This is a genomic window from Modestobacter sp. URMC 112 (genome assembly GCF_053502575.1).
Genome location: NZ_CP199957.1, coordinates 1,710,178 through 1,734,875, shown reverse-complemented (window position 1 = coordinate 1,734,875; position 24,698 = coordinate 1,710,178). Strand labels below are relative to the sequence as shown.

The 24,698-nt window shown below is 76.4% G+C and carries 23 protein-coding genes; 12 read left to right on the top strand and 11 right to left on the bottom strand.

Annotated elements, in window-relative coordinates; all coding sequences use genetic code 11:
- Positions 1-10: 10 nt before the first annotated feature.
- Entirely contained in the window at positions 11-874 is an 864-nt protein-coding gene (locus ACWIX6_RS08155) for a glycosyltransferase family 2 protein (protein WP_448616342.1), read from the top strand.
- Entirely contained in the window at positions 871-1,806 is a 936-nt protein-coding gene (locus ACWIX6_RS08150; RefSeq protein ID WP_448616341.1) for a glycosyltransferase family 2 protein, read from the top strand. The genes ACWIX6_RS08155 and ACWIX6_RS08150 overlap by 4 nt, the downstream gene beginning before the upstream one ends.
- Before the next feature lie 33 nt (positions 1,807-1,839).
- Here ACWIX6_RS08150 and pip read toward each other — a convergent pair whose 3' ends face one another.
- Complete coding sequence (pip, locus tag ACWIX6_RS08145) at positions 1,840-2,793, bottom strand: prolyl aminopeptidase (RefSeq protein WP_448616340.1); 954 nt, start codon at positions 2,791-2,793, stop codon at positions 1,840-1,842.
- Positions 2,790-3,137 carry a TraR/DksA family transcriptional regulator gene (locus tag ACWIX6_RS08140; protein ID WP_448616339.1) on the bottom strand — a complete coding sequence of 116 codons (348 nt, stop codon included), beginning with the start codon at positions 3,135-3,137 and terminating at the stop codon, positions 2,790-2,792. The genes pip and ACWIX6_RS08140 overlap by 4 nt, the downstream gene beginning before the upstream one ends.
- 57 nt (positions 3,138-3,194) lie before the next feature.
- Between ACWIX6_RS08140 and ACWIX6_RS08135 the strand changes: the two genes are divergently transcribed.
- On the top strand, positions 3,195-3,578 hold the full coding sequence (locus tag ACWIX6_RS08135) for a hypothetical protein (RefSeq protein WP_448616338.1): 384 nt from the start codon (positions 3,195-3,197) through the stop codon (positions 3,576-3,578).
- Between the two features lie 6 nt (positions 3,579-3,584).
- Here the strand turns inward: ACWIX6_RS08135 and ACWIX6_RS08130 are convergent, their stop codons facing one another.
- From ACWIX6_RS08130 to ACWIX6_RS08105, 6 genes are all read right to left on the bottom strand, one after another.
- Positions 3,585-4,211, bottom strand: coding sequence for a class I SAM-dependent methyltransferase (locus ACWIX6_RS08130; protein ID WP_448616337.1), 627 nt, complete (start codon positions 4,209-4,211; stop codon positions 3,585-3,587).
- The gene (locus ACWIX6_RS08125; protein WP_448616336.1) at positions 4,208-5,596 is read right to left on the bottom strand and encodes a YibE/F family protein; all 1,389 of its coding nucleotides are present in this window, start codon (positions 5,594-5,596) and stop codon (positions 4,208-4,210) included. Before ACWIX6_RS08125 ends, ACWIX6_RS08130 begins: the two co-directional genes overlap by 4 nt.
- Positions 5,597-5,809: 213 nt before the next feature.
- Complete coding sequence (locus ACWIX6_RS08120; protein ID WP_448616335.1) at positions 5,810-7,078, bottom strand: M20 metallopeptidase family protein; 1,269 nt, start codon at positions 7,076-7,078, stop codon at positions 5,810-5,812.
- A gap of 116 nt (positions 7,079-7,194) precedes the next feature.
- A complete protein-coding gene (locus ACWIX6_RS08115) occupies positions 7,195-8,325 on the bottom strand; it encodes an amidohydrolase family protein (RefSeq protein WP_448616334.1) in 1,131 nt (376 codons plus the stop codon).
- Positions 8,326-8,369: 44 nt separating this feature from the next.
- Positions 8,370-10,385: a TPM domain-containing protein gene (locus tag ACWIX6_RS08110; protein WP_448616333.1), complete on the bottom strand. Its 2,016-nt coding sequence runs from the start codon at positions 10,383-10,385 to the stop codon at positions 8,370-8,372.
- 136 nt (positions 10,386-10,521) lie between these two features.
- Positions 10,522-11,562, bottom strand: coding sequence for an epoxide hydrolase family protein (locus tag ACWIX6_RS08105; RefSeq protein ID WP_448616332.1), 1,041 nt, complete (start codon positions 11,560-11,562; stop codon positions 10,522-10,524).
- Between the two features lie 96 nt (positions 11,563-11,658).
- On the opposite strand from ACWIX6_RS08105, the gene ACWIX6_RS08100 reads away from it, so the two are divergent.
- The 4 genes from ACWIX6_RS08100 to ACWIX6_RS08085 all read left to right on the top strand — a co-directional run bounded on the left by ACWIX6_RS08100 (position 11,659) and on the right by ACWIX6_RS08085 (position 15,276).
- Entirely contained in the window at positions 11,659-12,633 is a 975-nt protein-coding gene (locus ACWIX6_RS08100; RefSeq protein WP_448616331.1) for a YihY/virulence factor BrkB family protein, read from the top strand.
- Positions 12,634-12,721: 88 nt separating this feature from the next.
- Positions 12,722-14,113: a glutamine synthetase family protein gene (locus ACWIX6_RS08095; RefSeq protein WP_448616330.1), complete on the top strand. Its 1,392-nt coding sequence runs from the start codon at positions 12,722-12,724 to the stop codon at positions 14,111-14,113.
- A 247-nt stretch (positions 14,114-14,360) separates the two neighbouring features.
- Positions 14,361-14,852, top strand: coding sequence for an Hsp20/alpha crystallin family protein (locus ACWIX6_RS08090; RefSeq protein WP_448616329.1), 492 nt, complete (start codon positions 14,361-14,363; stop codon positions 14,850-14,852).
- A 79-nt stretch (positions 14,853-14,931) separates the two neighbouring features.
- On the top strand, positions 14,932-15,276 hold the full coding sequence (locus tag ACWIX6_RS08085; protein ID WP_448616328.1) for a helix-turn-helix domain-containing protein: 345 nt from the start codon (positions 14,932-14,934) through the stop codon (positions 15,274-15,276).
- Between the two features lie 111 nt (positions 15,277-15,387).
- Here the strand turns inward: ACWIX6_RS08085 and ACWIX6_RS08080 are convergent, their stop codons facing one another.
- Positions 15,388-16,335: a M56 family metallopeptidase gene (locus ACWIX6_RS08080; RefSeq protein WP_448616327.1), complete on the bottom strand. Its 948-nt coding sequence runs from the start codon at positions 16,333-16,335 to the stop codon at positions 15,388-15,390.
- Positions 16,336-16,337: 2 nt separating this feature from the next.
- The gene (locus ACWIX6_RS08075; RefSeq protein ID WP_448616326.1) at positions 16,338-16,712 is read right to left on the bottom strand and encodes a BlaI/MecI/CopY family transcriptional regulator; all 375 of its coding nucleotides are present in this window, start codon (positions 16,710-16,712) and stop codon (positions 16,338-16,340) included.
- A gap of 117 nt (positions 16,713-16,829) precedes the next feature.
- Between ACWIX6_RS08075 and ACWIX6_RS08070 the strand changes: the two genes are divergently transcribed.
- The 4 genes from ACWIX6_RS08070 to ACWIX6_RS08055 are packed head-to-tail and all read left to right on the top strand — an operon-like array spanning position 16,830 to position 23,635.
- Entirely contained in the window at positions 16,830-18,377 is a 1,548-nt protein-coding gene (locus ACWIX6_RS08070; RefSeq protein WP_448616325.1) for a cytochrome ubiquinol oxidase subunit I, read from the top strand.
- An 11-nt stretch (positions 18,378-18,388) separates the two neighbouring features.
- On the top strand, positions 18,389-19,405 hold the full coding sequence (gene cydB / locus ACWIX6_RS08065) for a cytochrome d ubiquinol oxidase subunit II (RefSeq protein WP_448616324.1): 1,017 nt from the start codon (positions 18,389-18,391) through the stop codon (positions 19,403-19,405).
- On the top strand, positions 19,402-22,830 hold the full coding sequence (gene cydC / locus ACWIX6_RS08060; RefSeq protein ID WP_448616323.1) for a thiol reductant ABC exporter subunit CydC: 3,429 nt from the start codon (positions 19,402-19,404) through the stop codon (positions 22,828-22,830). The genes cydB and cydC overlap by 4 nt, the downstream gene beginning before the upstream one ends.
- 52 nt (positions 22,831-22,882) lie before the next feature.
- On the top strand, positions 22,883-23,635 hold the full coding sequence (locus tag ACWIX6_RS08055; RefSeq protein WP_448616322.1) for a GAF and ANTAR domain-containing protein: 753 nt from the start codon (positions 22,883-22,885) through the stop codon (positions 23,633-23,635).
- A gap of 10 nt (positions 23,636-23,645) precedes the next feature.
- On the opposite strand, the gene ACWIX6_RS08050 is transcribed toward ACWIX6_RS08055, so the two are convergent.
- Positions 23,646-24,293 (bottom strand): hypothetical protein, encoded by a 648-nt coding sequence (locus ACWIX6_RS08050; protein WP_448616321.1) that lies wholly within the window; start codon positions 24,291-24,293, stop codon positions 23,646-23,648.
- 18 nt (positions 24,294-24,311) lie between these two features.
- Between ACWIX6_RS08050 and ACWIX6_RS08045 the strand changes: the two genes are divergently transcribed.
- Positions 24,312-24,623 carry a hypothetical protein gene (locus ACWIX6_RS08045; RefSeq protein ID WP_448616320.1) on the top strand — a complete coding sequence of 104 codons (312 nt, stop codon included), beginning with the start codon at positions 24,312-24,314 and terminating at the stop codon, positions 24,621-24,623.
- The last annotated feature ends 75 nt before the right edge of the window (positions 24,624-24,698 follow it).

Below are 24,698 nucleotides of genomic sequence, written 5' to 3'. Positions count from 1 at the left end.
GGACGCGGGTGTGAGCACCGCCGACCTGGACGTCGCACCCCGGTCACCGGTGACCTGTGTGGTCGCCAGCCGCAACCGCCGCGCCGACCTGCTGGCCAGCCTGCCGCGGCACGAGGCGCCGGTGGTGCTGGTCGACAACGCCTCCACCGACGACACCGTGGCCGCCGTCCGGGCCGCGCACCCCGAGGTCACCGTGGTGGCGCTCGAGCACAACGCCGGCGCCCTGGCCCGCACGCTCGGCGCCGCGTGCGCGGACACCCCCTTCCTCGCCTTCACCGACGACGACTCCTGGTGGGCGCCCGGCGACCTGGCCCGGGCGGTGGAGGTCATGCGCGCCCACCCCCGCCTGGGCCTGCTCGCCGCCCGCATCCTGGTCGGCCCGGAGGAGCAGCTGGACCCGGTGTGCACGGAGATGGCCGCCAGCCCGCTGGGCACCGAGCCGGACCTGCCCGGCCCCTCGCTGCTGGGATTCGTCGCCTGCGCGGCGCTGGTCCGGAGCGAGGCCTTCACCGCCGTCGGCGGCTTCGACCCGGTGGTCCGCTTCCCCGGCGAGGAGGAGCGGGTGGCCCTGGACCTGGCCGCCGCCGGGTGGGGGCTGGCCTACGTCGACGACGTCACCGTGCACCACCACCCGTCCACCCGCCGCGAGGCCGACGCCGAACGTCAGGCCGGCATCTGGCGCAGCCGGGTGCTGACCGCGGTGATGCGCTACCCCCTGCGGGACGTGGCCGGGCAGCTGCTCCGCGTGGCCCGGGCCGGGCGTCCCGGCCGGCGGGGGCTGGCCGGTGCCGTGCCCCGGGTGCCCGCCGCCCTGCGCCGGCGGCAGGTGCTGCCGGCCGAGGTCATGCACGGCGTCCGGGAGCTGGGCGCGTGACCAGCGAGCTGATCGAGCCGGTGGCGCCGGCCGCCGGCCGGGACGACCGGGTCGCCGTCGTGGTGATCACCCACCAGCGGCGCGACGAGCTGCTGCTGGCGCTCTCCCGGTTGCGCGAGCTGCCCGAGCAGCCGCACGTCGTGGTGGTGGACAACGGCTCGACCGACGGCACGGCTGACGCCGTCCGCGCCGCCCACCCCTGGGTGGAGCTGATCGCCAGCCCGGAGAACCTCGGGGCCGTCGGGCGCAACGTGGGCGTCGCCCGGCTGGACACCCCCTACGTCGCCTTCTGCGACGACGACACCTGGTGGGAGCCGGGGTCGCTGCGCAGCGCCGCCGACGTGCTGGAGGCCCATCCCCGGCTGGCCGTGGTGACCGCCCGGATCGTCGTGGAGCCGGCAGGCACCGAGGACCCGATCGTGGCCGAGCTGCGCGACTCCCCCGTCGTCGGCGCCGAGTGGCTCCCGGGCCCGGCCCTGGGCAGCTTCCTGGCGGGGGCCAGCGTGCTGCGCCGGGACGCGTTCACCGAGGTCGGCGGGTTCTCCGAGCGGCTGTGGCTGGGCGGTGAGGAGGAGCTGATGGCCGGCGACCTGGCCGCCGCCGGCTGGGAGCTGTGCTACCTGCCGCAGCTGACCGTCCACCACCAGGCCAGTACCGCGCGCGACCCGCACCGGCGCCGCGCCGACGGCATCCGCAACACGCTCTGGACGACGTGGCTGCGCCGACCGCTCCGGCCGGCACTGCGCCGCACCGTCCACCTGCTCCGCACCGTGCCGCGCGACCGGGTGACCGCCCGTGGGCTGGTCCAGGCCGTGCGGGGGCTGCCGTGGGTGCTCCGCGAGCGCCGGGTGCTCCCGGCCGCCGCCGAGGCCCGGTTCGCCGCCCTCGAGCACGCCCAGCGGAGCTCGACCGCGCGGCAGTACGTGAGCTGAGCCGGGTCCGCAGCCGCGGGGGTGCGCCGGGCGTCAGCCGGCGAAGCGGTCGGTGGCCGCCACGACGGCGGCCGTCATGCCCCCGCCGCCGTGACCGGCGTCGTCGACGACGACCAGCTCGCTGTCCGGCCAGGCCCGGTGCATGTGCCAGGCGCTGTCCAACGGTCCGCTGACGTCGTACCGGCCGTGCACCATCACTCCCGGGATCCCCGCCAGCCGGCCGGCATCGCGCAGCACCTGCCCGTCGGTCAGGAAGTGGTCGTTCCCCCAGTAGTGCGTGACGATCCTGGTGAGGCCCAGCTGGAACGCCGGCGCGGCCACCGACAGGCGCGGCTCCGCGTCCGGTGCCAGGGAGACGTGCACGTCCTCCCAGTCGCACCAGTCCTGCGCCGCCTTCGCCCGCACCGCGGGGTCCGGGTCGTGCAGCAGTCGGCTGTACGCCGCCGGCAGGAGGCCACCGCGCTCGGCTTCCGGGACGCCGTCCCGGAAACGCTCCCACTCGCGGGGGAAGACCCGGCCCATGTCCCGGGTGATCCACTCGACCTCGCGGCGGGTGCCGTCGGTGACGGCGGCGAGCACCAGCTCGCTGACCCGCTCGGGATGCTGCTCGGCGTAGACGAAGGCGAGCGTGACGCCCCAGGAGCCGCCCCAGACCAGCCAGCGGTCGACGTGCAGGTGCTCGCGCAGCCGTTCCACGTCGGCCACCAGGTGCGGCGTGGTGTTGGTCGACAGGTCGACCCGGGGTCCGGTCGCCGACGGCAGGCTGCGGCCGCAGTTGCGCTGGTCGGTCAGCACGATGCGGTAGCGCTCCGGGTCGAAGTACCGGCGCATCCCCGGTGAGCAGCCCGAGCCGGGCCCGCCGTGCAGCACGACGGCCGGCTTCCCGTGGGGGTTGCCGCAGACCTCCCAGTACAGGGAGTGGCCGTCGCCGACGTCGAGCATCCCGGTCTCGTACGGCTCGATCGGCGGGTACGGCACGCGGCTCACCGCCGGGCACCGGCCGCGGCGCAGGTGATGCAGGTGCGGGCGTGCGGGCGCGCCGCGAGCCGCTCGGGGGCGATCGGGCCGCCGCAGTCGGCGCAGGTCCCGAAGTCGCCGGCCGCCGCGCGGACCAGCGCCTCGTCGACGTCGGCCAGCCGGCGGCGGGCCTGGTCGAGCAGCGCGGCCACCTGCTGCCGCTCGAAGGCGATGGTGGCGCCCTCGGGGTCGTGCTCGTCGTCGGCGTTGGACGACCGGGACGCGGCCACGACCTCGTCGAACTCCCGGGTCAGCGCGTCGATCTGGGCCAGCGTCTCGCGCCGGGCCCTCTCCAGGTCGTCGACTGCGCTCACCGGTCGATCGTCCCCCGGGGACTGCCGGGGACGCCAGCGCCGCCCTACGCTGCGGGGATGGCACGGGGTGACCTCGCGGTCGTCGAGGACTGGCTGGCCGCCGTCGACGCCGGGGACGCGGCGCGGCTGACGGCGCTGACCGCCGCCGAGGTGGAGCTGGTCGGCCCGCGCGGCGCCGTCCGCGCCGACCGGTCGGTGCTGGCCGGGTGGCTGGCCCGGGCCGGCTTCTCCGCGGAGTCCCGCCGGTGGTTCTGCGGCGGCGACCGGTGGGTCGACGTCGCGAGCGGGCAGGAGCAGGGCCGCGCCCGGATCGCGTCGCAGTTCCTCGTCGACCCCGTCGGACGTCTCGTCGTCCGCTACGTCCGGCACGACGCCGGGACGGCGGCGGCACTGGCGGCGGCCGGGCTGTCCGCACGCGACGAGGTGACGGTCCGGAGCTGAGCCGGGTCAGGCCGGTGCGGTGCGGCGCAGCAGCCGCAGCGACCCGGTGCCGGGCAGCTCGGTGAACTCCCCCGACGCCAGGACCCGCGAGTAGACGCCGAAGGGCGCCTGCCCGCCGTCGGCCGGGTCGGCGAAGACGTCGTGCACGGCGAGCGTGCCGCCCTCGGCCACCCGGGCGACCCAGGCGTCCTGGTCGCGGCGGGCGGACTCCTCGGTGTGGCTGCCGTCGAGGAAGAGCAGGGCCAGCGGGGTGCTCCAGACGGTGGCGAACACCTCGGACCGGGCGACCACGGCCAGCACGACGTCCTCCGCGCCGGCGTCGGCGATGGTCCGCCGGAAGCCGGGCAGGGTGTCGATCCGGCCCACCTGCGGGTCGACCAGCGACGGGTCGTGGTACTCCCACCCGGGCTGGTGCTCCTCCGAGCCGCGGTGGTGGTCGACGGTGACCACCAGCCGCCCGGTCTCCCGCGCGGCGGCCGCCAGGTACAGCGCGGACTTGCCCAGCCAGCTGCCGATCTCCAGCAGCGGGCCCGGCGCCTGGACCTCGCGGGCGGCGCGGTACAGCGCCATGCCCTCCTCGGCGGGCATGAACCCCGGGGCGGCCGCCGCGGCGGCGAGCAGGTCGGCGGTCATCGCGGTCGATCATCGCCCGGTCGCCGCGCCGCGGCGCGCGGGCCGGCACCCCGCGGCTCGACACCCCGCGGCTCGACACCCCGCGGCTCGACACCCCGCGGCTCGGCCGCGCGGGGTGCGGCGGCGTCCCGGGGGGCCGGTGCCGGGGTCCCGGGGACGGCGGGCACGGCGCTCGAGGCGGCCGCGGTCAGCAGCGCGCCCACCACGGTGGTCACCGGCACGGCGAGGACGAGTGCGATGGAGCCGACCAGGGTGCGGATCACCTCCGTGCCGACCTGCTCGCCGGTGAGCACGACCCAGGCCGGCCGCTCGTAGATGTCGAACAGCAGCAGCAGGGACAGCGCGGCACCGGCGTAGGCGAAGACGATCGTGTAGACGGTGGAGGCGATGTGGTCCCGCCCGACGGCCATCCCGCGGGTGTAGAGCTCCCGCCAGGTCAGCTCGGGCGAGGCCTCCGACAGCTGCCAGACGGCGGAGGCCTGGGTGATGGTGACGTCGTTGAGCACGCCGAGGCCGGCGACGACGATGCCGGCCAGCACCAGGCCGGTGAAGTCCAGCGTGGGGTCGTAGGTCTGCAGCTGGATGGTGTCCTCGCTGGAGAACCCGGTCAGCCGGGCGACGGCGACGGCGACGGCACCCAGCACCGCCACCAGGGTCAGCCCGAACAGGGTGCCGACCAGCGCCGTCGTCGTCCGGGCGGTGAATCCGTGCGCCAGGTAGAGGACGACGAACATGATCGCCGCGGAGCCGACCAGGCTGACCAGGATCGGGGACCGGTCGGCCAGCAGTGACGGCAGCATGAACCGCAACAGGATGAAGAAGGCGAAGGCCAGCCCGAGCAGCGAGGCCAGCCCGCGCAGCCGGGCGACCAGTCCGACGACGACGGCGAAGACCAGCGCCAGGACGACGATCGGGGTGCCGCGGGCGAAGTCCGAGAACCCGTAGGTCGGGCCCCCGGCGTCGATGCCGGGGTCGCGAGTGAGCCGCAGCTCGTCCCCGACCTCGACGTCCATCGCGGCCACCTCGGGGGGCAGCTCGACCTGGACGTAGTCACCGGCCCCCTCCCCCTCGCCGACGACCACCACCGCGCTGACCACGCACACCGGCTGCCCGGCGTTGCCCTCGGAGCACTGCGGGGGGTCCAACGAGACCACCGTGCCGACCGGGTAGGTGGTGCCCGGCGGCAGATAGGACTCGGCCGCCCGCTGCGCCGCGGTCTGCTCCCCGCTGGGCCAGAGCACGATCAGCCCGACCACGGTGGCCAGGCCGATCGGGACGAGCAGGAACAGCAGGATCCGCACCGCCCACCGGCGGCGGGCGACCGCGGCCGGGTCCGGCGGCGCGGCGTCGGGGTCGGGGCCGTGGCTGTGGGAGTGGACCGGCACCCGGTCAGGCTAGGCGGCCCACCGGGCGTCGCCGAGCAGCCGGTGGGGCGCGTGGCGGGGGCCAGGCGTCAGCGGCCGGCCAGCCAACGCAGCCGGCCGCCGTGCGGCCGGCTGCGCTGGGGTCACGTCCGCCAGCTCTTCCGGGTCGCGCCCGCGAGCCTTTTCGGGCTCAAGTCCGAGAGCGTCGTCGGGCTCGAGCTCGGGGGCTGGAGCTCACCGGCCGCTGCCGGGCGACGGCGGCACCGGGCCGAGCATCTGCGCGCCGGCCAGGTAGCCGGCCAGCAGCGCGTCGGCGACCTGGGCCACGACGTCGTCCCCGGGCAGGAACCGCGGGGAGTGCAGTCCCGGACGGCGGCCGTCGGCTCCCGGCTCCCCGCCGTCCACCCCGAGGAACATCATCAGCGACCGGTGGCCGGCGCTGAAGTGGGAGAAGTCGTCGGACCCGAAGGAGCGGAAGGCGTCATCGACGGTCACGCCGCTGCGGGTCAGCCACGGCACCGTGGCCCGGGCCAGCTCCGGGTCGTTGGCGAGCACCGGCATGTTGCTCTCGGCGTGCACCTCGGCAGTGCAGCCGTGCGCGGCGGCGACGTGCTCGGCCACCTCGGTGAGCGCCCGCAACAACATCTCCCGGTCCTCGGGCCGCATCACCCGCAGCCCACCCATCGCCCGGGCGGTGTCCGGGACGACGTTGAACGCGGCACCGCCCTCCAGCCGGGTGATCGCCAGCACCGCACCCACGGTGGGGTCCACCCGGCGGCTCACCAACTGCTGCAGGTCCACCACCAGCGCGCACAGGGCCAGCACCGGGTCGGCGGTGGTGTGCGGGTAACCGATGTGCCCGCCGTGCCCGGTGACGGTGACGGTGATCTCGTCGGCGGCCGCGTTCACCGGTCCCGGGGTGGCGTTCACGACCCCGGCGGGCAGCGCCGGTTGCACGTGCGCCGCGATGATCGAGTCGACGTCCTCGTCATCCAGCACCCCGGACAGCGCGACGTCCCGGGCGCCCGACGGCGACCGCTCCTCACGTGGCTGCAGGAGGGCGACCAGCGGCGCCGGGCCGCCGACCCGGGCGACGGCCCGCCCGAGGGCGACCAGCCCGGCCAGGTGCGCGTCGTGCCCGCAGGCGTGCATCACCCCCGTCGTCGACGCCCAGGGGACGCCGGTCTGCTCCTCGACCTTGAGCCCGTCGAGCTCCGCCCGCAGCGCCACGCTGCGCCCCGCCCCGCCGGCGACCCGCACCACCCGCCCCGTCTCCGCGACGGTGCGTCCCTCTCCCACCCCAAGGGCGTCGACGACGGCGGCCGCGGTGTCGGACTCGTCGCCGGAGCGGCGGGGGTCGGCGTGCAGCCGGTGCCGGAGCTCCAGCGCGCCGGGCAGCTCCTCGTGGACGGCCGCGGACAGCCGCTCGTACCAGCTCCGCAGCTCCGCCGGCGGCTCGCCGACCGGCATCGGCGGGGAGGGGTCGGGATCTGCCGGGTTCATCCGGTCATCCTGGCCGACGCAGGCCCTCGACGATCATGGCGCCCGCGCGGCGACACGCCGTCCTGCGTCGGCGTGGCGCCACCGCGGCGCCATGATCGTCGGCGAATGGCGGGGCGTCAGCCCAGCCGGTAGGCCCGCCGGGCGTTGCCGGTGCCGATCATCTCCGCGACCCGCACCGCGTCGGCCGCCGTCCATGCGTCCTCGGCGACCCCCTCGGCGAGGACCCGGCCCAGCCCGCGGCGGAACAGCACGGTGCCCAGCAGGTACAGCTCGGCCAGGCCGAAGGCGTCGGAGGAGAACAGCACCTTGCCGAACGGGGCCAGCTCCAGCAGCTCGGCGAGCAGCGCCGGAGCCCGTCGTCCCACGTTGTGCCCGGCCAGGCCCACGTCGACGAACACGTGCCCGAACACCTGCGCCAGGAACCCCGCCGAGCGGTGGAACGGGTAGTTGTGCAGCAGCAGGACCGGGACGCCGGTGTGCTCGGTGGCCCTCAGCAGGTCGGTGAGCAGCAGCGGGTCGCAGCGGTGCAGGTCGACGTCGGCGTCGCCGTAGCCGACGTGGAACTGCACCGGCATGCCCAGGTCGATGCCGCTCCAGACGAGGAACCGGTGCAGCACGGGGTCGGCGACCCGGACCGGGCCCCCACCGGTCAGCGCCCGGTCGGCGGCCGCCGCGACCTCGGCGTCGGAGGGGCGGGCGCCCTCCAGCTCCAGGCCGACCCGGTACGCGGCCACCGACTTCACCCCGACGGCGCCGGCGCAGCGCCGGGCCAGCTCGTCGCGGAACCGGTCGGCGAAGCCGGCCGCCCCGGAGGACGCCAGCACGTCCTGGGCGACGACCTCGAGCCGGACGACCTCCCGCGCGGTGCCGCCGGTCAGGGCCGCCAGCTCGTCAGGGGTGGTGATCGGCTCGGGCAGGTAGCCGGTGTCCACGAGGAAGGTCTGCGTGTCGGTGGCGGCCAGGAACCGGCGGTTGACCTCGTCGGCGCCGAGCTCGGCCCGGCGGGCCAGGTAGTCGTCGGCCGGCGCGTGGGCGGGCAGGTCCAGCACCGGCGCGCACCAGCGGCGGAGGGCGAACCCGATCTGGGAGTCGAACAGCGAGCCGCCGAGCGCGCTCGGTCCGGCGGCCTCGGTGAGCATCGCCTCGAACTCCGGCCGGTCGAGGTCGCGGCGGACGATGCCGTGGCAGTGGTGGTCCACCAGCGGCAGGGCGGCCAGGTCGGGATCCAGCTGGCGGGCGTCGGTCACCTGGTCAGTGTGTCGTCCTGCCGGCCCGCCCGGCCCGGCCCGGCTCAGAAGCTGCTGCCGCCGCTGTCCCCGAAGTCGCCGCCGCCGAAGTCCCCACCGCCGAAGTCGCCGTCCCCGCCGCCGTAGCCACCGCCGAAGCCGCCGCCCAGGCCGCCGAGCAGCAGGCCGCCCAGCACGCCGCCGGCGACGCCGGCACCGAACCCGCTGCCGCCGTAGCCGCGCTGGTACCCGGGCCCGTACCCCGGTCCGTAGCCGCCGGGGCCGTAGCCGGCGGACTGGTAGCGGACGACGTCCTGCTCCGCCGCCTGCAGCGCCTGCTGCGCGAGGTCGTCGGCGCGGCGGGCCGCGTCGAGGGCGCCGGTCGGGTCGGCGGTGCGCAGCCGCATCGCGCTGTCCAGGTGCCGCTCGGCCTCGGCCAGCCGGGTCCGGGCGGCGCTGCCGACCGCGCCCCGGCGGGTGGTGACGAAGTCGCCGGCCATGGTGACCGACGCGACCGCGGACTGGAACGCGGACTGGAAGTGCGCGGCGGCGCGGGCCTGCTGCTGGGTGCGGTCGTCGCGGGCCAGCTCCAGCGCGGCCTCCAGGGCGAGGTCGGCCTCGTCCAGCTGCCGGACGACGGCCAGCGGGTCGGGCAGGCCCGGTCGGCTGCGCTGCGGGCCGCTGGTCGCGGCGAGCGCGCTCTCCGCGCGGGCGAGCTGCTCGCGCAGGCCGCGGGTGTCGACGCCGCGCTCGAGCAGCGCGCGGGCCTCGGCGATGTCCTTCTCGGTCTCGATGCGGACGTCGTCGAACCGCGCCCCGGCCGACTCCAGCTCGTCGGCGAGGCGGCGCACCGCCTCGAGCAGCGTCCGGCTCTGCGCCAGCGCGTCCTCCGCCGCCCGGACGGCCGGGACCGCGCCGGCGGGACGGCCGGCGTCCAGCTCGGCCCGGCCGCGGGCGAGGACCTCCTGGGCCAGCTGGATCCGGGACCTCGCCTCGGTCGCGTTGTCGGCCACCGCCGACCACGCGGTGCGGGCGTAGCGCTGGGCGAGGTCGGCCAGGGTGCGCTCGGCCACCGGCACCTGGGCCGCCACGGCGTCGGCCTCGCGGCCCAGCGCCGCGAGCGCCTGCGGAGCGGACTGCTCCAGCCCCCGCAGCCGGGCGTAGGCCTCCGCCTGCCCGGAGAGCCGGCCCCTCGCCGACGCGGTGAGCTGCAGCAGCTCGGTGAGCATCCGCCGCTGGGTGGGCTCGTCCTCGGGGACGTCGTCGTCCAGCTGCTGGCGGACGGTGAACGCCCGGGACAGCTCGGCCTTCGACTCGTCCAGCGCCTCCTGGAAGCCGGCGAGCGGCTCGTCGCCGTACTGGGAGCGGGCGTAGGCCAGGTCCAGCTCGGAGGTCTTGACCGCCTCGTCGAGGGCCAGCAGCTCCTCGCTCGCCCGGAAGGTGAGCTGCTGGGTGGAGGTGCCGTGGTGCGGGTCGCGCGCCGCGGCCTCGGCGGCCGCCCGCTCCTCGGCGGCCTTCGCCGACGCGGCTGCGGCGCGCCTGCGCTGCCGGTTGCGGGTGAGCACGTAGCCGCCCCCGCCGACGACCGCGATCCCGGCGAGGACGGCGAGCACCGCCCCGCCACCGCCGCCCGGCGCCAGGCCCTCGGCCATCGCCACGGCGGCGCCGGTCCAGTCCTGGTCGGCCAGGTACGGCTCGACCTCGGAGACCAGGACGTCGTCGATCTGCTCGCCGGTCAGCCGGTCGACCCCCTCGCTGTAGCCGGCGAGCCGGTCCTCCGTCGCCACCGCGAAGAGCACGTCGCCGGCACCCATCCCACGCTCGGCGAAGGACTGATCGGCCCACTCCCCGGCCTGCAGCCCGTCGAAGGAGTCGACGTAGACGACGTAGAGCTGGGTGCCGTCCTCGTCGCGGAGCGCGTCGATGGCGGCCTGGACCTGGTCGTCGTCGAGCGCGTCGACCTGGTCGGTGACCGGCTCGGTGGGCGCGAACGGAGGGACGGCGAGCGCCGGGCCGGCGCCCAGGAGCAGGGTCGCCAGACCGACGGCCGGGACGGCGAGCAGCCGGGGCAGGGAACGCATGATCACAGTCTCCTCAACGCGCTGCGCATCCGCTGGGTGCCGGTCACCTCACCCGGCGGAGGAAGGCGCGCAGGTCGCCGACGAGCAGGTCGGGCACCTCCATCGCCGGGAAGTGCCCGCCGCGGTCGAACCGGCTTCAGTGCACCAGGTCGACGGTCCGCTCCAGCACCGCCCGGGTCGGCGGGACGAGCTCGTGCGGGAACACCGCCACCCCGGTGGGCACGTCCCGGGACCACTCCCCGGCCGGCGCGTGCCGGGTCTCCCAGTACAGCTGGGCCGACGAGCCGGCCGTCCGGGTGAACCAGTAGACGGCGACGTCGGTGAGCAGCTGGTCCCGGTCGAGCTCGCTGGCCGGGTCGGTCCACTCGGCGAAGCGTTCGGCGATCCAGGCCAGCTGACCGACCGGGGAGTCGGTGAGCGCCGCGGCGATCGACAGCGGCCGGGTCGACTGCAGGGAGTTGTAGCCGGCCAGCTCGCTGCGGTACCGCTTCGCCCGCTGGGCGGCCCAGCGTTCCTCGTCGGTCGCCGGCTCGTCGGCGGCCAGCCCCATCGCCATCGTCACGTGCACGCCCAGCAGGTGCCCGGCGTCGATCCCGGCGAGGTCCCGGACCACCCGCGACCCCCAGTCCCCGCCGTGCGCGGCGTACCGCTCGTACCCCAGCCGGCGCACCAGCTCGGCCACCGCCCGGGCCATCCGAGCGGTCGTCCATCCGGTGTCCGGGGTCGGACCGGAGAACCCGTAGCCGGGCAGGGACGGGACGACGAGGTGCACCGCGTCGGCCGGGTCCCCGCCGTGCGCCCGGGGGTCGGTCAGCGGACCCAGCACCTGCGCGAACTCCACCACCGAGCCGGGCCAGCCGTGCACCAGCACCAGCGGGACGGCGTCCGGTTCCGGTGACCGCACGTGCAGCGCGTGCAGCCGGGTGCCGTCGACCGTCGTAGTCACCTGGGGCCAGGCGTTGAGCGCCGCCTCCTCCCGCCGCCAGTCCCAGCCGGTGCGCCAGCGCTCGACCAGTTCCCGCAGCACCGCGGTGGGCAGCCCGCGGGAGCCGTCCTCGGCGCCGGCCGGCGCCGGGTCGGGCCAGCGCGTGCGGGCCAGCCGCTCGGCCAGGTCGTCCACCTCCGACTGCGGCACGTCGATGCGGAACGGGTGGACGGCGTCGGTCTGCTCGCTCACGGAGGACGACCCTGCCCCGACCGGGCGGGCGGCGCACGGCGCGTGCCCGGCTGCCGGCCGCGTGGTGGGCCCTGCGCCGTCGTGGTGCACTGCGGCGTGTCCCTCGCCGACAAGCTGGACCGGCTGCAGCGCAGGCACCCGGTCGCCGGTTTCCCGATCGCCGTCGTCTACAAGTACGTCGACGACTCGGGGCCCTACCTGGCGGCCCTGATCACCTACTACGCGTTCGTCTCGCTGTTCCCGCTGCTGCTGCTGATGTCCACGGTCCTGGGCACCGTGCTGGCCGGGGACCCCGAGCTCCAGCGGCGGGTGATCGACTCCGCGCTGAGCCAGCTGCCCGTCGTCGGCGACCAGCTCGGCACACCCCAGGAGCTCAGCGGCGGGCTCACCGCGGTCCTGGTGGGCGTGCTCGGCGCGCTCTACGGCGGGCTGGGCGTGGCCCAGGCGGTGCAGTACGCGATGAACACCGCCTGGGCGGTCCCGCGCAACGACCGGCCCAACCCGTTCCTGGCCCGCGGGCGCAGTCTGCTGCTGCTGGCCACGGCGGGGGTGGCGGTGCTGGGGACGACGGTGCTGTCCGCGGTCGGCGCCGGCGGCGCCGGGCCCTTCGGCGCGGTGCTCCGGGTGCTGCTGCTCGTGGCCTCGGTCGGGGTCAACGCCGTCGTCTTCGTCCTCGCCTTCAAGCTGGCGACGACCCGGCACCTGAGCATCCGTCAGGTGGTGCCCGGTGCGCTCACCGCCGCCGTGGTGTGGCAGCTGCTGCAGACCTTCGGGGTCGGCTACGTGCGGCGCGTGATGGACACCGCCAGCGCCACCAACGGCGTCTTCGCACTCGTCCTGGGACTGCTCGCCTTCCTGTACCTGGCCGCCGTCGCCGGCGTGCTGTGCGTGGAGGTCAACGTCGTCCGGGTGGACCGGCTGTACCCCCGCGCGCTGCTGACCCCGTTCACCGACCACGTCGACCTCACGCCCGGCGACGAGCGGAGCTACACCGGGCTGGCGAAGGCCCAGCGCAGCAAGGGGTTCCAGGAGGTGGAGGTCACCTTCGACCCGCCGCGGGACCCGCCCTGAGCTCCCGCGCTCCGGTGCCGCCCACCACCGACCCCGGTGCGGCACCATGCCGCCGACACACGAGGCGGCGAGGGCGCGGAGGGCACGGATGGACCTGCAGGAGCGGGACGAGCGGCGCGCTGCCGCCGAGGCGGCCGTCGCGGAGCTCGCCGAGATCGGCGTGGTGGGCGTCGTCCTGCCCTGGGTCGACAACAGCGGCATCACCCGGGCGACGACCGTCCCGCTGGCCCGGCTGCCCGGCGCCGCCGCGTGGGGCGTGGGGATGAGCCCGGTCTTCGACGGCTTCCTGCTCGAGGACAGCATCGTGACCGGCAGGTACGGCGGCAGTGCCATCGGCGACCTCCGGCTGCACCCCGACGTGTCCCGGCTGACGCTGCTCGCCGGCCAGCCGGGGTGGGCGTGGGCCCCGGTCGACCGCTACGGCCACGACGGGCAGCCGCACCCGCAGGACTCCCGGTCGCTGCTGCGCCGGGTCACCGACGAGCTGGCCGCCGACGGGCTGGCCGTGCGGGCCGCGTTCGAGGTCGAGTGGGTGGTGTCCCGGGCCGAGGGGCTCGCGGACGACCCCGACGCCTTCGTGCCCGCGCTGTCCGGACCGGCGTACGGGCTGACCCGGGTGCTCGAGGTCTCGGACTACGCGCGCGACCTGATGGAGGCGCTGGACGCTCAGGGCGTCGCGGTGGACCAGTTCCACCCCGAGTACGCCGCAGGACAGCTCGAGGTGTCCGTCGGCGTCGAGGACCCGGTGGGCGCCGCGGACACCGCCGTCCTGGTCCGCGCCACCATCCGGGCGGTCAGCGCCCAGCACGGGCTGCGCGTCTCCTTCTCGCCCAAGGTGACCCCGGAGGAGGTGGGCAACGGGGGGCACGTCCACCTCTCGCTCTGGCGGGACGGCGAGAACCTGATGAGCGGCGGCCCGGGCAGCTTCGGGCTCACCGCGGACGGCGAGGCGTTCACCGCCGGGCTGCTGCGGCACCTGCCGGGGCTGCTGGCCGTCGGCGCGCCCAGCGTCGCCTCCTACCTGCGGCTGGTGCCCTCCCACTGGGCCGGCGCCTACGCCGCGTGGGGGCTGGAGAACCGGGAGGCCGCGGTGCGCTTCGTCACCGGCGCCGAGGGCCAGCAGAGCTCCGCGGCCAACGTCGAGGTCAAGAGCCTCGACGCCTCCGCCAACCCCTACCTGGTGATGGCCGGCCTGCTCGCCGCCGGTCGCGCCGGCCTGCGGGACGGCGCCCGGCTGCCCGAGCCGGTCGGCGTGGACCCGGGGGGCCTCAGCGACGCCGCACGGGCGGCGGCCGGCATCGAGCGGCTGCCCGCGTCGCTGGCGGAGTCGCTGCGCGCCTTCGAGGCCGACCCGGTGCTGACCGGGTTCTTCGGCGAGCCGCTGGCCACCACGATCGGCGAGCTGCGACGGGGGGAGATCGCGCTGTTCGCCGACGCCACCGTCGAGCAGATCGCCGCCACGACCCGCTGGCGGCACTGAGCCCGCGGACCTGCACGGTCCCTCGTGGCGCGGCGTCGCACGGGTTCCTGCTGCGTCGCACGTGGTTCAGCACGTGCGACGCAGCAGGAACGCGAGCAGGGGGGTCCTGCCCGGCGGGCGGAATTTTCTGTGCCGGAGGATGTTTACCTGTGTGCGTTGCCGAGGTATTCTCCAGTTGCCGCTAGAGATACCGGCGGTAGCAGCCGACACAGACAGGATCCGCACCACCCCAGGAGGGCACGCAGCCATGATGCTGAGTTCCTACGACCCCTTCTCCACCGCGTCCGCCGCGATGCGCGCGCTGGACCAGCTCGCCGGCCGCTCGGGCACCACGACCGCCCGCTCGCTGGCCGGCATGCCGATGGACGCCTACCGGGTCGGCGACAACTTCGTCGCCCACTTCGACCTGCCCGGCGTGGACCCCGGCTCGATCGACCTCTCGGTGGAGGGCACCACGCTGACCATCAGCGCCGAGCGTTCGGTCCCCCAGCTGGAGAACGCCGAGTGGGCGGTCGCCGAGCGGCCGTTCGGCAGCTACACCCGGCAGCTGGTGCTGGGCCGCAGCCTGGACACCGACAGGCTGGAGGCCAGCTACCACGACGGGGTGCTGACGGTGAGCATCCCGGTGGCCGAGAAGGCCAAGGCCCGCAAGATCACCGTGAACCGGGCGGACACCCAGACCGCGGTCGAGGGGCGCACCGTCGAGGGCGAGACCGCCCAGAAGTCGGTCGAGAGCTGACCGGCAGGACACCACGGGAGGGGCGGGGCCGCGCGGCCCCGCCCCTCCGTCGTCCCGGCGCCGGACGCTGGAGGAACGCATGACCACCGACCCGCTCGGGCCGCTGGACGACCCCGACCACCCGGTGCTCACGATGAGCCAGGCGGCCGAGCTGCTCGGCGTCCAGGCGGCCTTCCTGCGCAGCCTCGACTCCGCCGGCGTCCTGGCGCCGCACCGCTCGGCCGGCGGCCACCGGCGCTACTCCCGGCACCAACTGCAGCTGGCGGCCCGGGTCCGGGAGCTGCTGGACGACGGGCACCCGCTGTCCTCGGCCCAGGTCATCGTGGGGCTGCAGGACGACCTGGCCGACGCGCGGGCCGACGCGGCCGAGGCCCGGGACGAGCGGGACGCCGCCCGCCAGGAGCACGGCCACTCTCCCCCCTGAGAAAGGAGGACCCCCTGCCCCCAGCCCCGTCCCGAGGCTCGGCCCGAGCGTGCGAGGTGTGAGGAGGACGGGGTCCTTCCACTCGCGGCGGGCGCAAGTCGGGCGGGTCCGTCACGCGAGGGCGAGGGCGGGGGTGAGCAGCAGGGCGGTCGGCGCCAGGAGCAGGGCCAGTGCCGCACCGCGGGCGGTCCACCGAGCCGCCGCCGACAGCGGCTGCGGCGGGGCGAGCAGCCGTCGCACCCGGACGGCGACCGGGCCGCCGGTGACGGCCAGGGCCCCGTCCGGCACCACCCCGCCGGCACCACCGGCCACGGCCACGATCGCCGCGGCCAGCGTGCGCCGCGGCTGCGGACCGGACAGCGAGCCCAGGGCGACGTCGTCGGCCCGCATCTCCACCAGGTCCCGGACGGCGTCGTGCGCCCGGTCGGCGGCCGGGAGCACCGGCAGCGCCGCGCGCCAGGCGACGAACGGCAACAGCAGGAGGTGGTGCCGCTCGGACAGGTGCGCCCGCTCGTGCGCGACCACCGCGGCCAGCTGCGCGTCGTCGAGCTCGGCCAGCATGCCCGAGGACAGCACCAGCAGCGGGCGGGCGCCGGGGATGCAGAAGGCGACCGGAGCCGGGTGCTCGAGCAGCAGCGCCTCCCCCGCCGAGCCCCCGCCGGCGCCCGGGCGGACGACGAGCTCCAGCAGGTCGCGGTGCCGGCGCCGGGTCCGGGCGGTCCGCACCCAGGACAGCGCCAGCACGCCCAGCAGCTCCACGGCCAGCACCGCGGCGAGGGTCTGGGCGACCCAGTGGTCTCCCCGCACCACCTCCTGCGCGGGCTGCCGGGTGAGCCAGTGCCACCACGCCTCGGGCAACGAGTGCCCCCACGGCGCGAGCCCGTGCACCAGCAGCGCGCCGATGATCGACAGGCCGCCGGCCAGGCCGACGGCCTGCCAGCACAGCAGCGCGGTCAGCGGGTCGCGCCGCGGCCAGCCGGCCCGGGCCAGCGCGGCCGGGACCGGCCAGGCCAGCAGCGCCGCCAGGACGGCGAGCGCGACCGCAGTCGCCGGGAGCACGGTCAGCCGGCGGCGGGCCGGCCCGCGGCACCCTCGGCGTCGGCCAGCAGCTGCCGCAGCAGCCCGACCTCGTCGGCGCTGACCGAGCCGACGAACCGGGCCAGCGCGGCCTGCCGGTCGCCGGCCTGGCCGAGCACCTCGTGCATCAGCTCGGCGGCGTGCTCCTCGCGGGTGGCGCGCGCGGTGAACCGGCGGGGCCGCTCCTCGTCGTGGACGACGAAGCCCTTCTGCTCCAGCCGGGTCAGCACGGTGTGCACGGTGGTCAGCGCGAGCCCGCGGTCGGCCAGGCCCTCCCGCAGGTCGGCCGCACTCAGCGGCCCGCCCGCGGACCACAGCCGGTCCATCACGGCCCGCTCCAGCTCCCCGAGGGATGCCACCGGTCCTCCTGTCGTACGGGTCACACGGACTGACTTCTACGTGTCGTAGAAGTTTCGTTCTACCAGGCGTAGAAAGAACGTGTCGATCGTACGACAGCGACCCGAGGGAGAACCGCGGTGGACGTGCTGGACATCGCTCGCTGGCAGTTCGGGATCACCACCGTCTACCACTTCCTGATGGTCCCGCTGACCATCGGCCTGGGGATCCTGGTCGCCGTCATGCACACCATGTGGGTGCGCACCGGCTCCCCCGAGTGGCTGCGGATGACCCGGTTCTGGGGCCGCATCTACCTGATCAACTTCGTCCTGGGCGTGGCCACCGGGCTGGTCCAGGAGTTCCAGTTCGGGCTGGCCTGGAGCGAGTACAGCCGCTTCGTCGGCGACGTGTTCGGGTCGCTGCTGGCCATGGAGGCGCTGCTGGCCTTCTTCCTCGAGTCGACCTTCCTGGGCCTGTGGATCTTCGGCTGGGGCCGGATCCCGAAGAAGCTGCACCTGGCCGCGCTGTGGGCCGCGGTGATCGGCTCGGTGGTCAGCGCGTACTTCATCATCGCCGCCAACTCCTGGATGCAGCACCCGGTCGGCGTCGAGATGGACGGCGACACCCCGCGGCTGACCAGCATCGGCGCCGTCCTGACCAACAACACCGCGCTGGCCGCGTTCAGCCACGCGATCGTCGCAGCGCTCACCGTGGCCGGCTCGCTGCTGGTCGGCATCGGGCTGTGGCACCTGCGCCGCCGGCGGCTGGCCGGGCTGCCCGCCGAGGACGTCGACCACCGCGTGTGGCGCCGCTCGGTCCGGCTCGGCGGCTGGGTGTCGCTGGCCGCCTTCCTCGCGGTGTCCCTCACCGGCGACTGGCAGGGCAAGCTGATGTACCAGCAGCAGCCGCTCAAGATGTCATCGGCCGAGGCGCTGTGCGAGACCGAGGCGCCGGCGTCCTTCTCGGTCTTCGCCTTCGGCAAGCTGGGCAGCAACGAGTGCGACGACGTGCACTCCTTCACCGTCCCCTACGTGCTCTCCTACCTGGCGCACGGCGACTTCAGCTCCGAGGTGCCGGGGGTCAACGACCTGCAGGAGCGGTACGCCGCCGTCTACGGCGCCACCTACCCCGACGACCCCGAGCGGTTCGGCGCGCTGGCCGGCGAGCCGGTCGACTACCTGCCGGTGCTGGCGGTCACCTACTGGGGCTTCCGGCTCATGATCGGCATGGGCGTGGTGTCGGCCGGGGTCGGGGCCTACGCGCTGTGGGCCACCCGCAAGGGCCGGGTGCCCACGTCGAAGGTCGGCGTGTACGGCTCGCTGCTCGCCGTCGGCGCGCCGTTCGTGGGCAACGCGGCCGGCTGGGTGTTCACCGAGATGGGCCGCCAGCCCTTCGCGGTCGTGCCCAACCCCGACGTCCCGGTCGACGAGCAGATCTGGTTCTTCACGGCCCAGGCGGTCTCCCCCGGCGTCACCGCCGCGGAGGTGTGGACGTCGCTGTCGGTGCTGACCCTCGTCTACGGCGTGCTCGCCGTCGTCGAGTTCGGCCTGATCACCCACTTCGTCCGCCGCGGGGTCACCACCGGCGACGGCGCCCCCACCCCCGGCAGCACCCCCGACGGCACGCCGGACGACGACACCCCCGCCGGCCGCGACGCCGACGACGACGTCCTGTCCTTCGCGTACTGAGAGAGATGGTCATGGACCTGCAGACCCTGTGGTTCGCCGCGGTCGCCGTGCTGTGGACCGGTTTCCTGCTGCTCGAGGGCTTCGACTTCGGCGTCGCCGCGCTGCTGCCGGTGCTCGGCCGCCGGCCCGCCGACCGGCACCTGATGCTCCGCTCCATCGGCCCGCTGTGGGACGGCAACGAGGTCTGGCTGGTCACCGCCGTCGGTGCGGTCTTCGCCGCCTTCCCCGGCTGGTACGCCACCTGGCTGCCGGCCCTGTACCTGCCGTTCGTGCTGGTGCTGCTCGGGCTGATCGTGCGGGCGGTGGCCTTCGAGTGGCGGCACTCCCACCACGACCCGCGCTGGGACAGCACCTGGACGCACGTCATCACCGCCGGCTCGCTGGTCGCCGCGCTCGGCATCGGGGCGGCGCTGGGCGCCACCACCCTCGGCCTGCCGGTCGACGGGGACGGCGTCCGGGTCGGCGGCGCGTTCGCCGGGCTGGGCTGGCCGGCGCTGCTCGGCGCGGTCGCCGTCCTCGGCTTCTCCCTCGTGCACGGCGCGGTCTTCCTGGCGCTCAAGGTCGAGGGCCCGGTGCGCACGGCCGCCCGGGCGTTCGCCCGCCGGTGGTCGCCGGTCGCCGCCCTGCCGCTGCTGCTGTGGGCCGGGCTGGTGCAGTTACGCTCGGGCAGCGTGGTCACCGCCGCGCTGTGGCTGACCGCGGCGCTGGCCGTGCCGGCCGCCTGGGCGTTCCTGCGGCTGGACCGGGAGGGCGCCGCCTTCACCGCCTGGGCCGTCCTGCTGCTGGCCGCGGCGGCCACCGTCTTCGGCGCCGGGTACCCCGTCGTCGTCCCGTCCACGATCGACGCCGTGTTCGACGTCACCGTCGCCGGCGCCTCGGTCAGCGACTACACGCTGACCGTCATGACCTGGGTCGCCGGGTTCGGCCTCCCCGTCGTCCTCGGGTACCAGGCGTGGACCTACTGGGTGTTCCGGCAGCGGCTGACCGCGGACCCGGAGACCCCGCACGCCGAGCCGGTGTCCGCGTGACCCCGCCGGCGGAGCGCGGGCCGCTGGGGGCGCTGGCCGGGGTCCCGGGCCTGCGCGGGGCGCTCGCCCGGGCCGCGGCCGCCGCACTGGTCCAGACCGCCGGCGTCGTCCTGCTGGCCGCCGGGCTGGCCCGCGCGGTGGCCGACGTCGCCGAGGGCGCGGTCCCCGGCGCCGCGCTGGCCGTGGCGCTGCTCGGCGTCGGCGTCCGCGCGCTGGCCGGCGGCATCGGGTCCGCGACCGCCGCCCGGGACGCCCGCCGCGCCGAGGACGCCCTGAGGCGGCAGCTGCTCGACCGGCTGCTGGCCGGGGAGGGCGAGGCGGTCGACGCCGCCGGCGGGCGCGGACCGGCCGCGGTGCTGGCCAGCACCCGGCTGCACGACCTCGGCCCCGCGCTGGCCGGGTACCTCCCCGCGCTGGCGCAGACCGCCGTCGTCCCCCCGGTGGTGCTGGTCGCCCTCGGTGTCGCCGACTGGGTCAGCGCCCTGCTCGTGGCGGTCTGCCTGCCGCTGGTGCCGCTGTTCATGGCCCTCGTCGGCCTGCAGACCCGGGACACCACCGCGGCCGCCGCCCGGGCGCTGGACCGGGTCGCCGGGCACGTCGCCGAGCTGGTCCGCGGACTGCCGGTGCTGGTCGGCCTGGGGCGCGCCGCCGACCAGCTGGCCGCGCTCGCCGAGCTCGGCGAGACCACCCGCCGGCGCACCCTGGCCACGCTGCGCACCGCCTTCCTCTCCGCGCTGGTCCTGGAGGTGCTGGCCACCCTGTCGGTCGCGCTGGTGGCGGTCACCGTCGGCGTCCGGCTGGTCGAGGGGCACATGCCGCTGGACGTCGGGCTCCTCGCGCTGCTGCTCGCCCCCGAGGCGTTCGCCCCGCTGCGGGCCCTGGGAGCCGCGCGCCACGCCGCCGAGGCCGCCACCGAGGCCGCTGCCGGCGCCCGCCGCGTGCTGGCCACCCCCGCTCCGCGGCCGGTCGTGGCGGCTCCTCCCGCCGGGCAGGTGCGCGGCATCACCGTCCGCGACCTGACCGTCGCCTTCCCCGGCCGCGGCGCCCCCGCGGTGGCCGGCCTGGACCTCGACGTGGCCCCCGGTGACCTGGTGGCGCTGCGCGGTCCCAGCGGGTCGGGCAAGTCCACCGTGCTCGCCGTCCTGGCCGGGCAGCTGCTGGACGGCGCCTCGGCCCGGGTGTCCGGCTCGGTGCTGCGGCCCGAGGACGTCGCCGTCGTCCCGCAGGCCCCCCGGACCGTTGCCGACACGGTGGACGACGAGCTTCTCCGCACCGCCGGGGACCTGCCCGCCGACCGGGCCGCGACGCTCGCCGCCACCGCGCTGGAGTGGGTGGAGGCCGGGCACCTGCGCGACCGGGCCTGCCGGACGCTGTCCCCCGGTGAGCTGCAGCGGGTGGCGCTGGCCCGGGCGCTGGTGCGGGTGCAGCGCGGTGCCCGGGTGCTGCTGCTGGACGAGCCGACCGCCTCGCTCGACGCCGCCGCCACCGCGCACGTGGCCGAGCTGCTGCACCGGCTGCGCGGCTCGCTGTGCACGGTGCTGGTCACCCACGAGCCGGCCCTGGTCGCGCTCGCCGACGCCGTCGTCGACCTCCCCTCCCCCGCCCCCGCCATGACGACGCCGGCGCCCGCCCCCGACGGTGCTCCCGGTACCGGGAGCGCGCGTGCTCTCGGTACCGAGAGCACGGGTGCTCTCGGTACCGAAAGCGCCGGCGCCTCGGGCGCCTCGGGTCCGGCGGGTGGGGACGGCGGGACGGCGGGGCTGGACTGGCCGCGGGCGGCGGTGCTGCGGTCGGTGCTGACCGGGGCCGGGTCCAGCGCCGCCGGCATCGCGCTGACCGCCGTGTCCGGCTGGCTCATCGTCCGGGCGGCGGAGCAGCCGCCGGTCCTCACCCTGCTGGTCGCCACCGCGGGCGTCCGCGGCTTCGGCCTCGCCCGCGCCGGCCTGCGCTGGCTGGAGCGGCTGGCCGGCCACGACGCCGCGCTGCAGCTGGCCCAGCGCACCCGGCTGCGGTTGTGGTCCGCGCTGGTCGCCCAGGGCCCCGCCGCCGACCGGACGCCCGGCCGCGCACTGGCCCGGCTGGTCGGCGACGTCGGGCTGCTGCAGGACCTCTCCGTCCGGGTGGTCACCCCGCCGCTGGTCGCCGGCACCGTGCTGGCCGGGACGACGGCGGCGCTGGCGGTGCTCGACCCGCGGGCCGGCGTGCTGGTCGGCGCCGTCCTGCTGGCCGCGGTGCTGGTGGTCCTGGCCGTGCACCGGCGGGCCGACCGCGGCGGCGCCCGAACGGCCGACGAGCTGCGGACGGTGACCCTGCGGGAGACCAGCGCGGTGCTGGAGGCCGCCGCCGACCTGCGGGCGCACGGGCTCACCGGCGGGGAGGCGGACCGGCTCGACGCGCTGGGCCGCCGGCAGGGGCGGGCCGCCCAGGCCGGCGCCACCGCGACCGCGGTCGGCGACGCGGTGGCCGTGCTGGCCAGCGGGACGGCGGCCGTGCTGGCGCTGCAGGCCGGTGCCGCGGCCGTCGCCGCCGGCGAGCTGTCGGCACCGACCGCGGCGGTGCTCGCCCTGGCCCCGCTGGCGCTCCTGGAGCCGCTGGCCGCGCTGAACGCCGCCCGGCGCGGCCGGCCGGCCTGGCGGGACGCCCGGGCCCGGGTCGAGGCGGTGCTGGCCGAGCCGGTGGCCGCCGACCCGGCGCCGGAGGACCGCAGCCCCGCGCCGCGCCCGGTCCGCGAGCTGGCCACCGAGCGGCTCACCGCCGGCTGGCCGGGGCGCCCGGGCGTGCTCCGCGACCTCGACCTGGTGGCCACCGCCGGCGCGGACTGGCTGGTGGTCACCGGCCCCTCCGGCTCGGGGAAGTCCACGCTGCTGAGCGTGCTGCTGGCGGCGCTGCGCCCGGCCGCCGGCGAGTACGTGCTCGGGGACGGGCGGGCACCGGTGTCGGTCGCCCGGCTGACCGGGGACGACGTCCGCGCCGCCGTGGCCTGGTGCCCGCAGGCCGCGCACGTGTTCGACGCGTCGCTGCGGGCCAACCTGGCGCTGGCCCGGCCACGCGGCGCCCTGACCGGCGCCGGGGGCGACGCGGCGATGCGGTCCGCACTCGCCGCCGCCGGGCTGGGACCGCTGCTGGCCGGGCTGCCCGCGGGCCTGGACACCCCCGTCGGCGCCGGCGGGACCGGCCTGTCCGGCGGCGAGCGCCGGCGGCTGGCGGTGGCCCGCACGCTGCTGGCCGACCGCGAGGTCGTGCTGCTCGACGAGCCCACCGCCCACCTCGACCCGCCTACCGCGCAGGCGCTGGCAGCCGACCTCCGGCGGGCGCTGGCCGGCCGGCTGGTGGTGTGCGTGACCCACGACCGGGACCTGGCCCGGGACGGCGACACGGTGCTCGAGCTCGGCGGACGGACCCTCGCCGCCCCGGTGGCCGGCTGACCGCCGGGACACCGGTGCGGGCCGGACGGCTGATCGGGGGGAGACTCAGGCCATGACCAGCGGGCGACCGATCGCCGACACCTTCGCCGAGGCGCTCTCCGCCGAGGCGACCCCCGAGGCCGTCCCCGAACTGCTCCCCCAGCGGCTGTCCCGCGCGGTGGCCCAGGTCCTGTCGGTGGACGGCGCGGGGATCAGCGTGCGGGTCGACCCGGCCCGGCAGTCCCCGCTGGGCGCCAGCGACCCGGTGTCCGGGCTGGCCGAGCGGCTGCAGTTCACCGTCGGGGCCGGACCGTGCCTGCAGGCCAGCGAGACCCGGCAGCCGGTGTTCGTCGTCGAGGAGGACATGCAGCGGCGCTGGCCGGTGTTCTCCGAGCTGCTGCGCGACCGCACCCCCTACCGCGGCATCGTCGCGCTGCCGCTGCGGCGGGGGTACGCCGGCGCCGGGGCCATCGACCTGTACTTCCGGGACGCGGCCGACGTGGCCGGGCTGGACGTCTTCGCCGCGATCACCGTCGGCGACCTGGTCACCGCGACGCTGGCGGAGGCCGCGGTGTGGTCGTCCTGGACCGGGGAGGCCGGGCCCGCGTGGTCGCACAGCCCCCCGGCGGTACGCCGCGCCCGGGTCTGGCAGGCGGTCGGCCGGACCGGCCTGGCGCTGCACCTGGACCCCGAGGAGGCGCTGGCGGTGCTGCGCGGGCACGCCTACGCGCTGGGCCGGACCGTCGACGACGTGGCCGCCGACGTCCTCGACGGCCGGCTCGACCCGCAGGAGACCTTCGGCGACGGGGCCGCCGAGCCCTGCTGACCCGGGCGGGTCAGCAGGGCTCGGTGGCCCCGGGGACGTCGACGGCGATCTCCGGGCCCAGCTCGGCGCCGACCAGCCCCAGCTGGTCACCGGACCAGAAGCTGCCCGGGTCGTAGGTCTTGAGCGGGCGCTTGGCCGGCAGCAGGCCCATCGCGGTGTACGTCGCCGCGACCAGCTCGGCGCAGAAGACGGTGTCGTTCGTCTCGTGACGGCGGACCTTGCCGTTGAACCAGCCGCGGAGCAGCCCTCGGGTGGTGGGGAACGGGCGGCCGTCGAGCAGGGCGATGGTGCGCAGCATCTGGTCCTCCATCTCCTGCGTCACCCCGCCGTCGTCCGCCGGGCCGACCAGCTGCCGCAGCCAGGCCTGCTGCTTGTAGCGCTTGCGCCAGACGCAGACCGCGTCGTTGAGGTCGTGCAGCTGCACGCCGCGCTGGTGGTGGCCGGTCCAGGCGTCGGGGAGCGAGTGGCCGAGCTCGGCGTGCCAGAGCAGCGGCGGGAGGTCGTCGAGGACCACCGCCATGCCGACGTGGTTGACCGGCGCGTTCGTGAGGGTCTGGATGGCCCGGTCCGCCAGCGAGGCGCCGCGGAAGACCCACACGTCACCGGTGCGGGTCAGCTCCACGGCTTCGTGCAGCGGAAGGGCACGGGAGTCGGCCACGCCGATACCGTAGGGGACATGCGCCTCGTCAAGCTCCTCGGAGTCGCCGGTCTCGCGGGTGTCGCTGCCACCGGTGCCGTGCTGACCCGGCACGAACGGCACCGCCGGGCCTACACCCCCGACGACATCCGCCAGCGGCTGCAGGCGCGGATCGGCAACGTGGACCTGCCCACGAGCGTGACGGCGGCGCGGGTGGACGCCGACCCGGACATGGCGCCGCGCTGGCCGGCCACCGAGGAGCCGCCCCGCCGCGACCCGGTCGAGATGCTGCTCAGCACCGGGATGTGGGCGGTCCGCAAGGTACGCCCGGGCGCCTTCCCCGGCGTCTGAGCCCGGAGTTCGAGCACGCCAGTTCCGGCTGGGACGGCCCGCTCTCAGGGCCCCGCCCCGAGCGTGCGAGGGGTG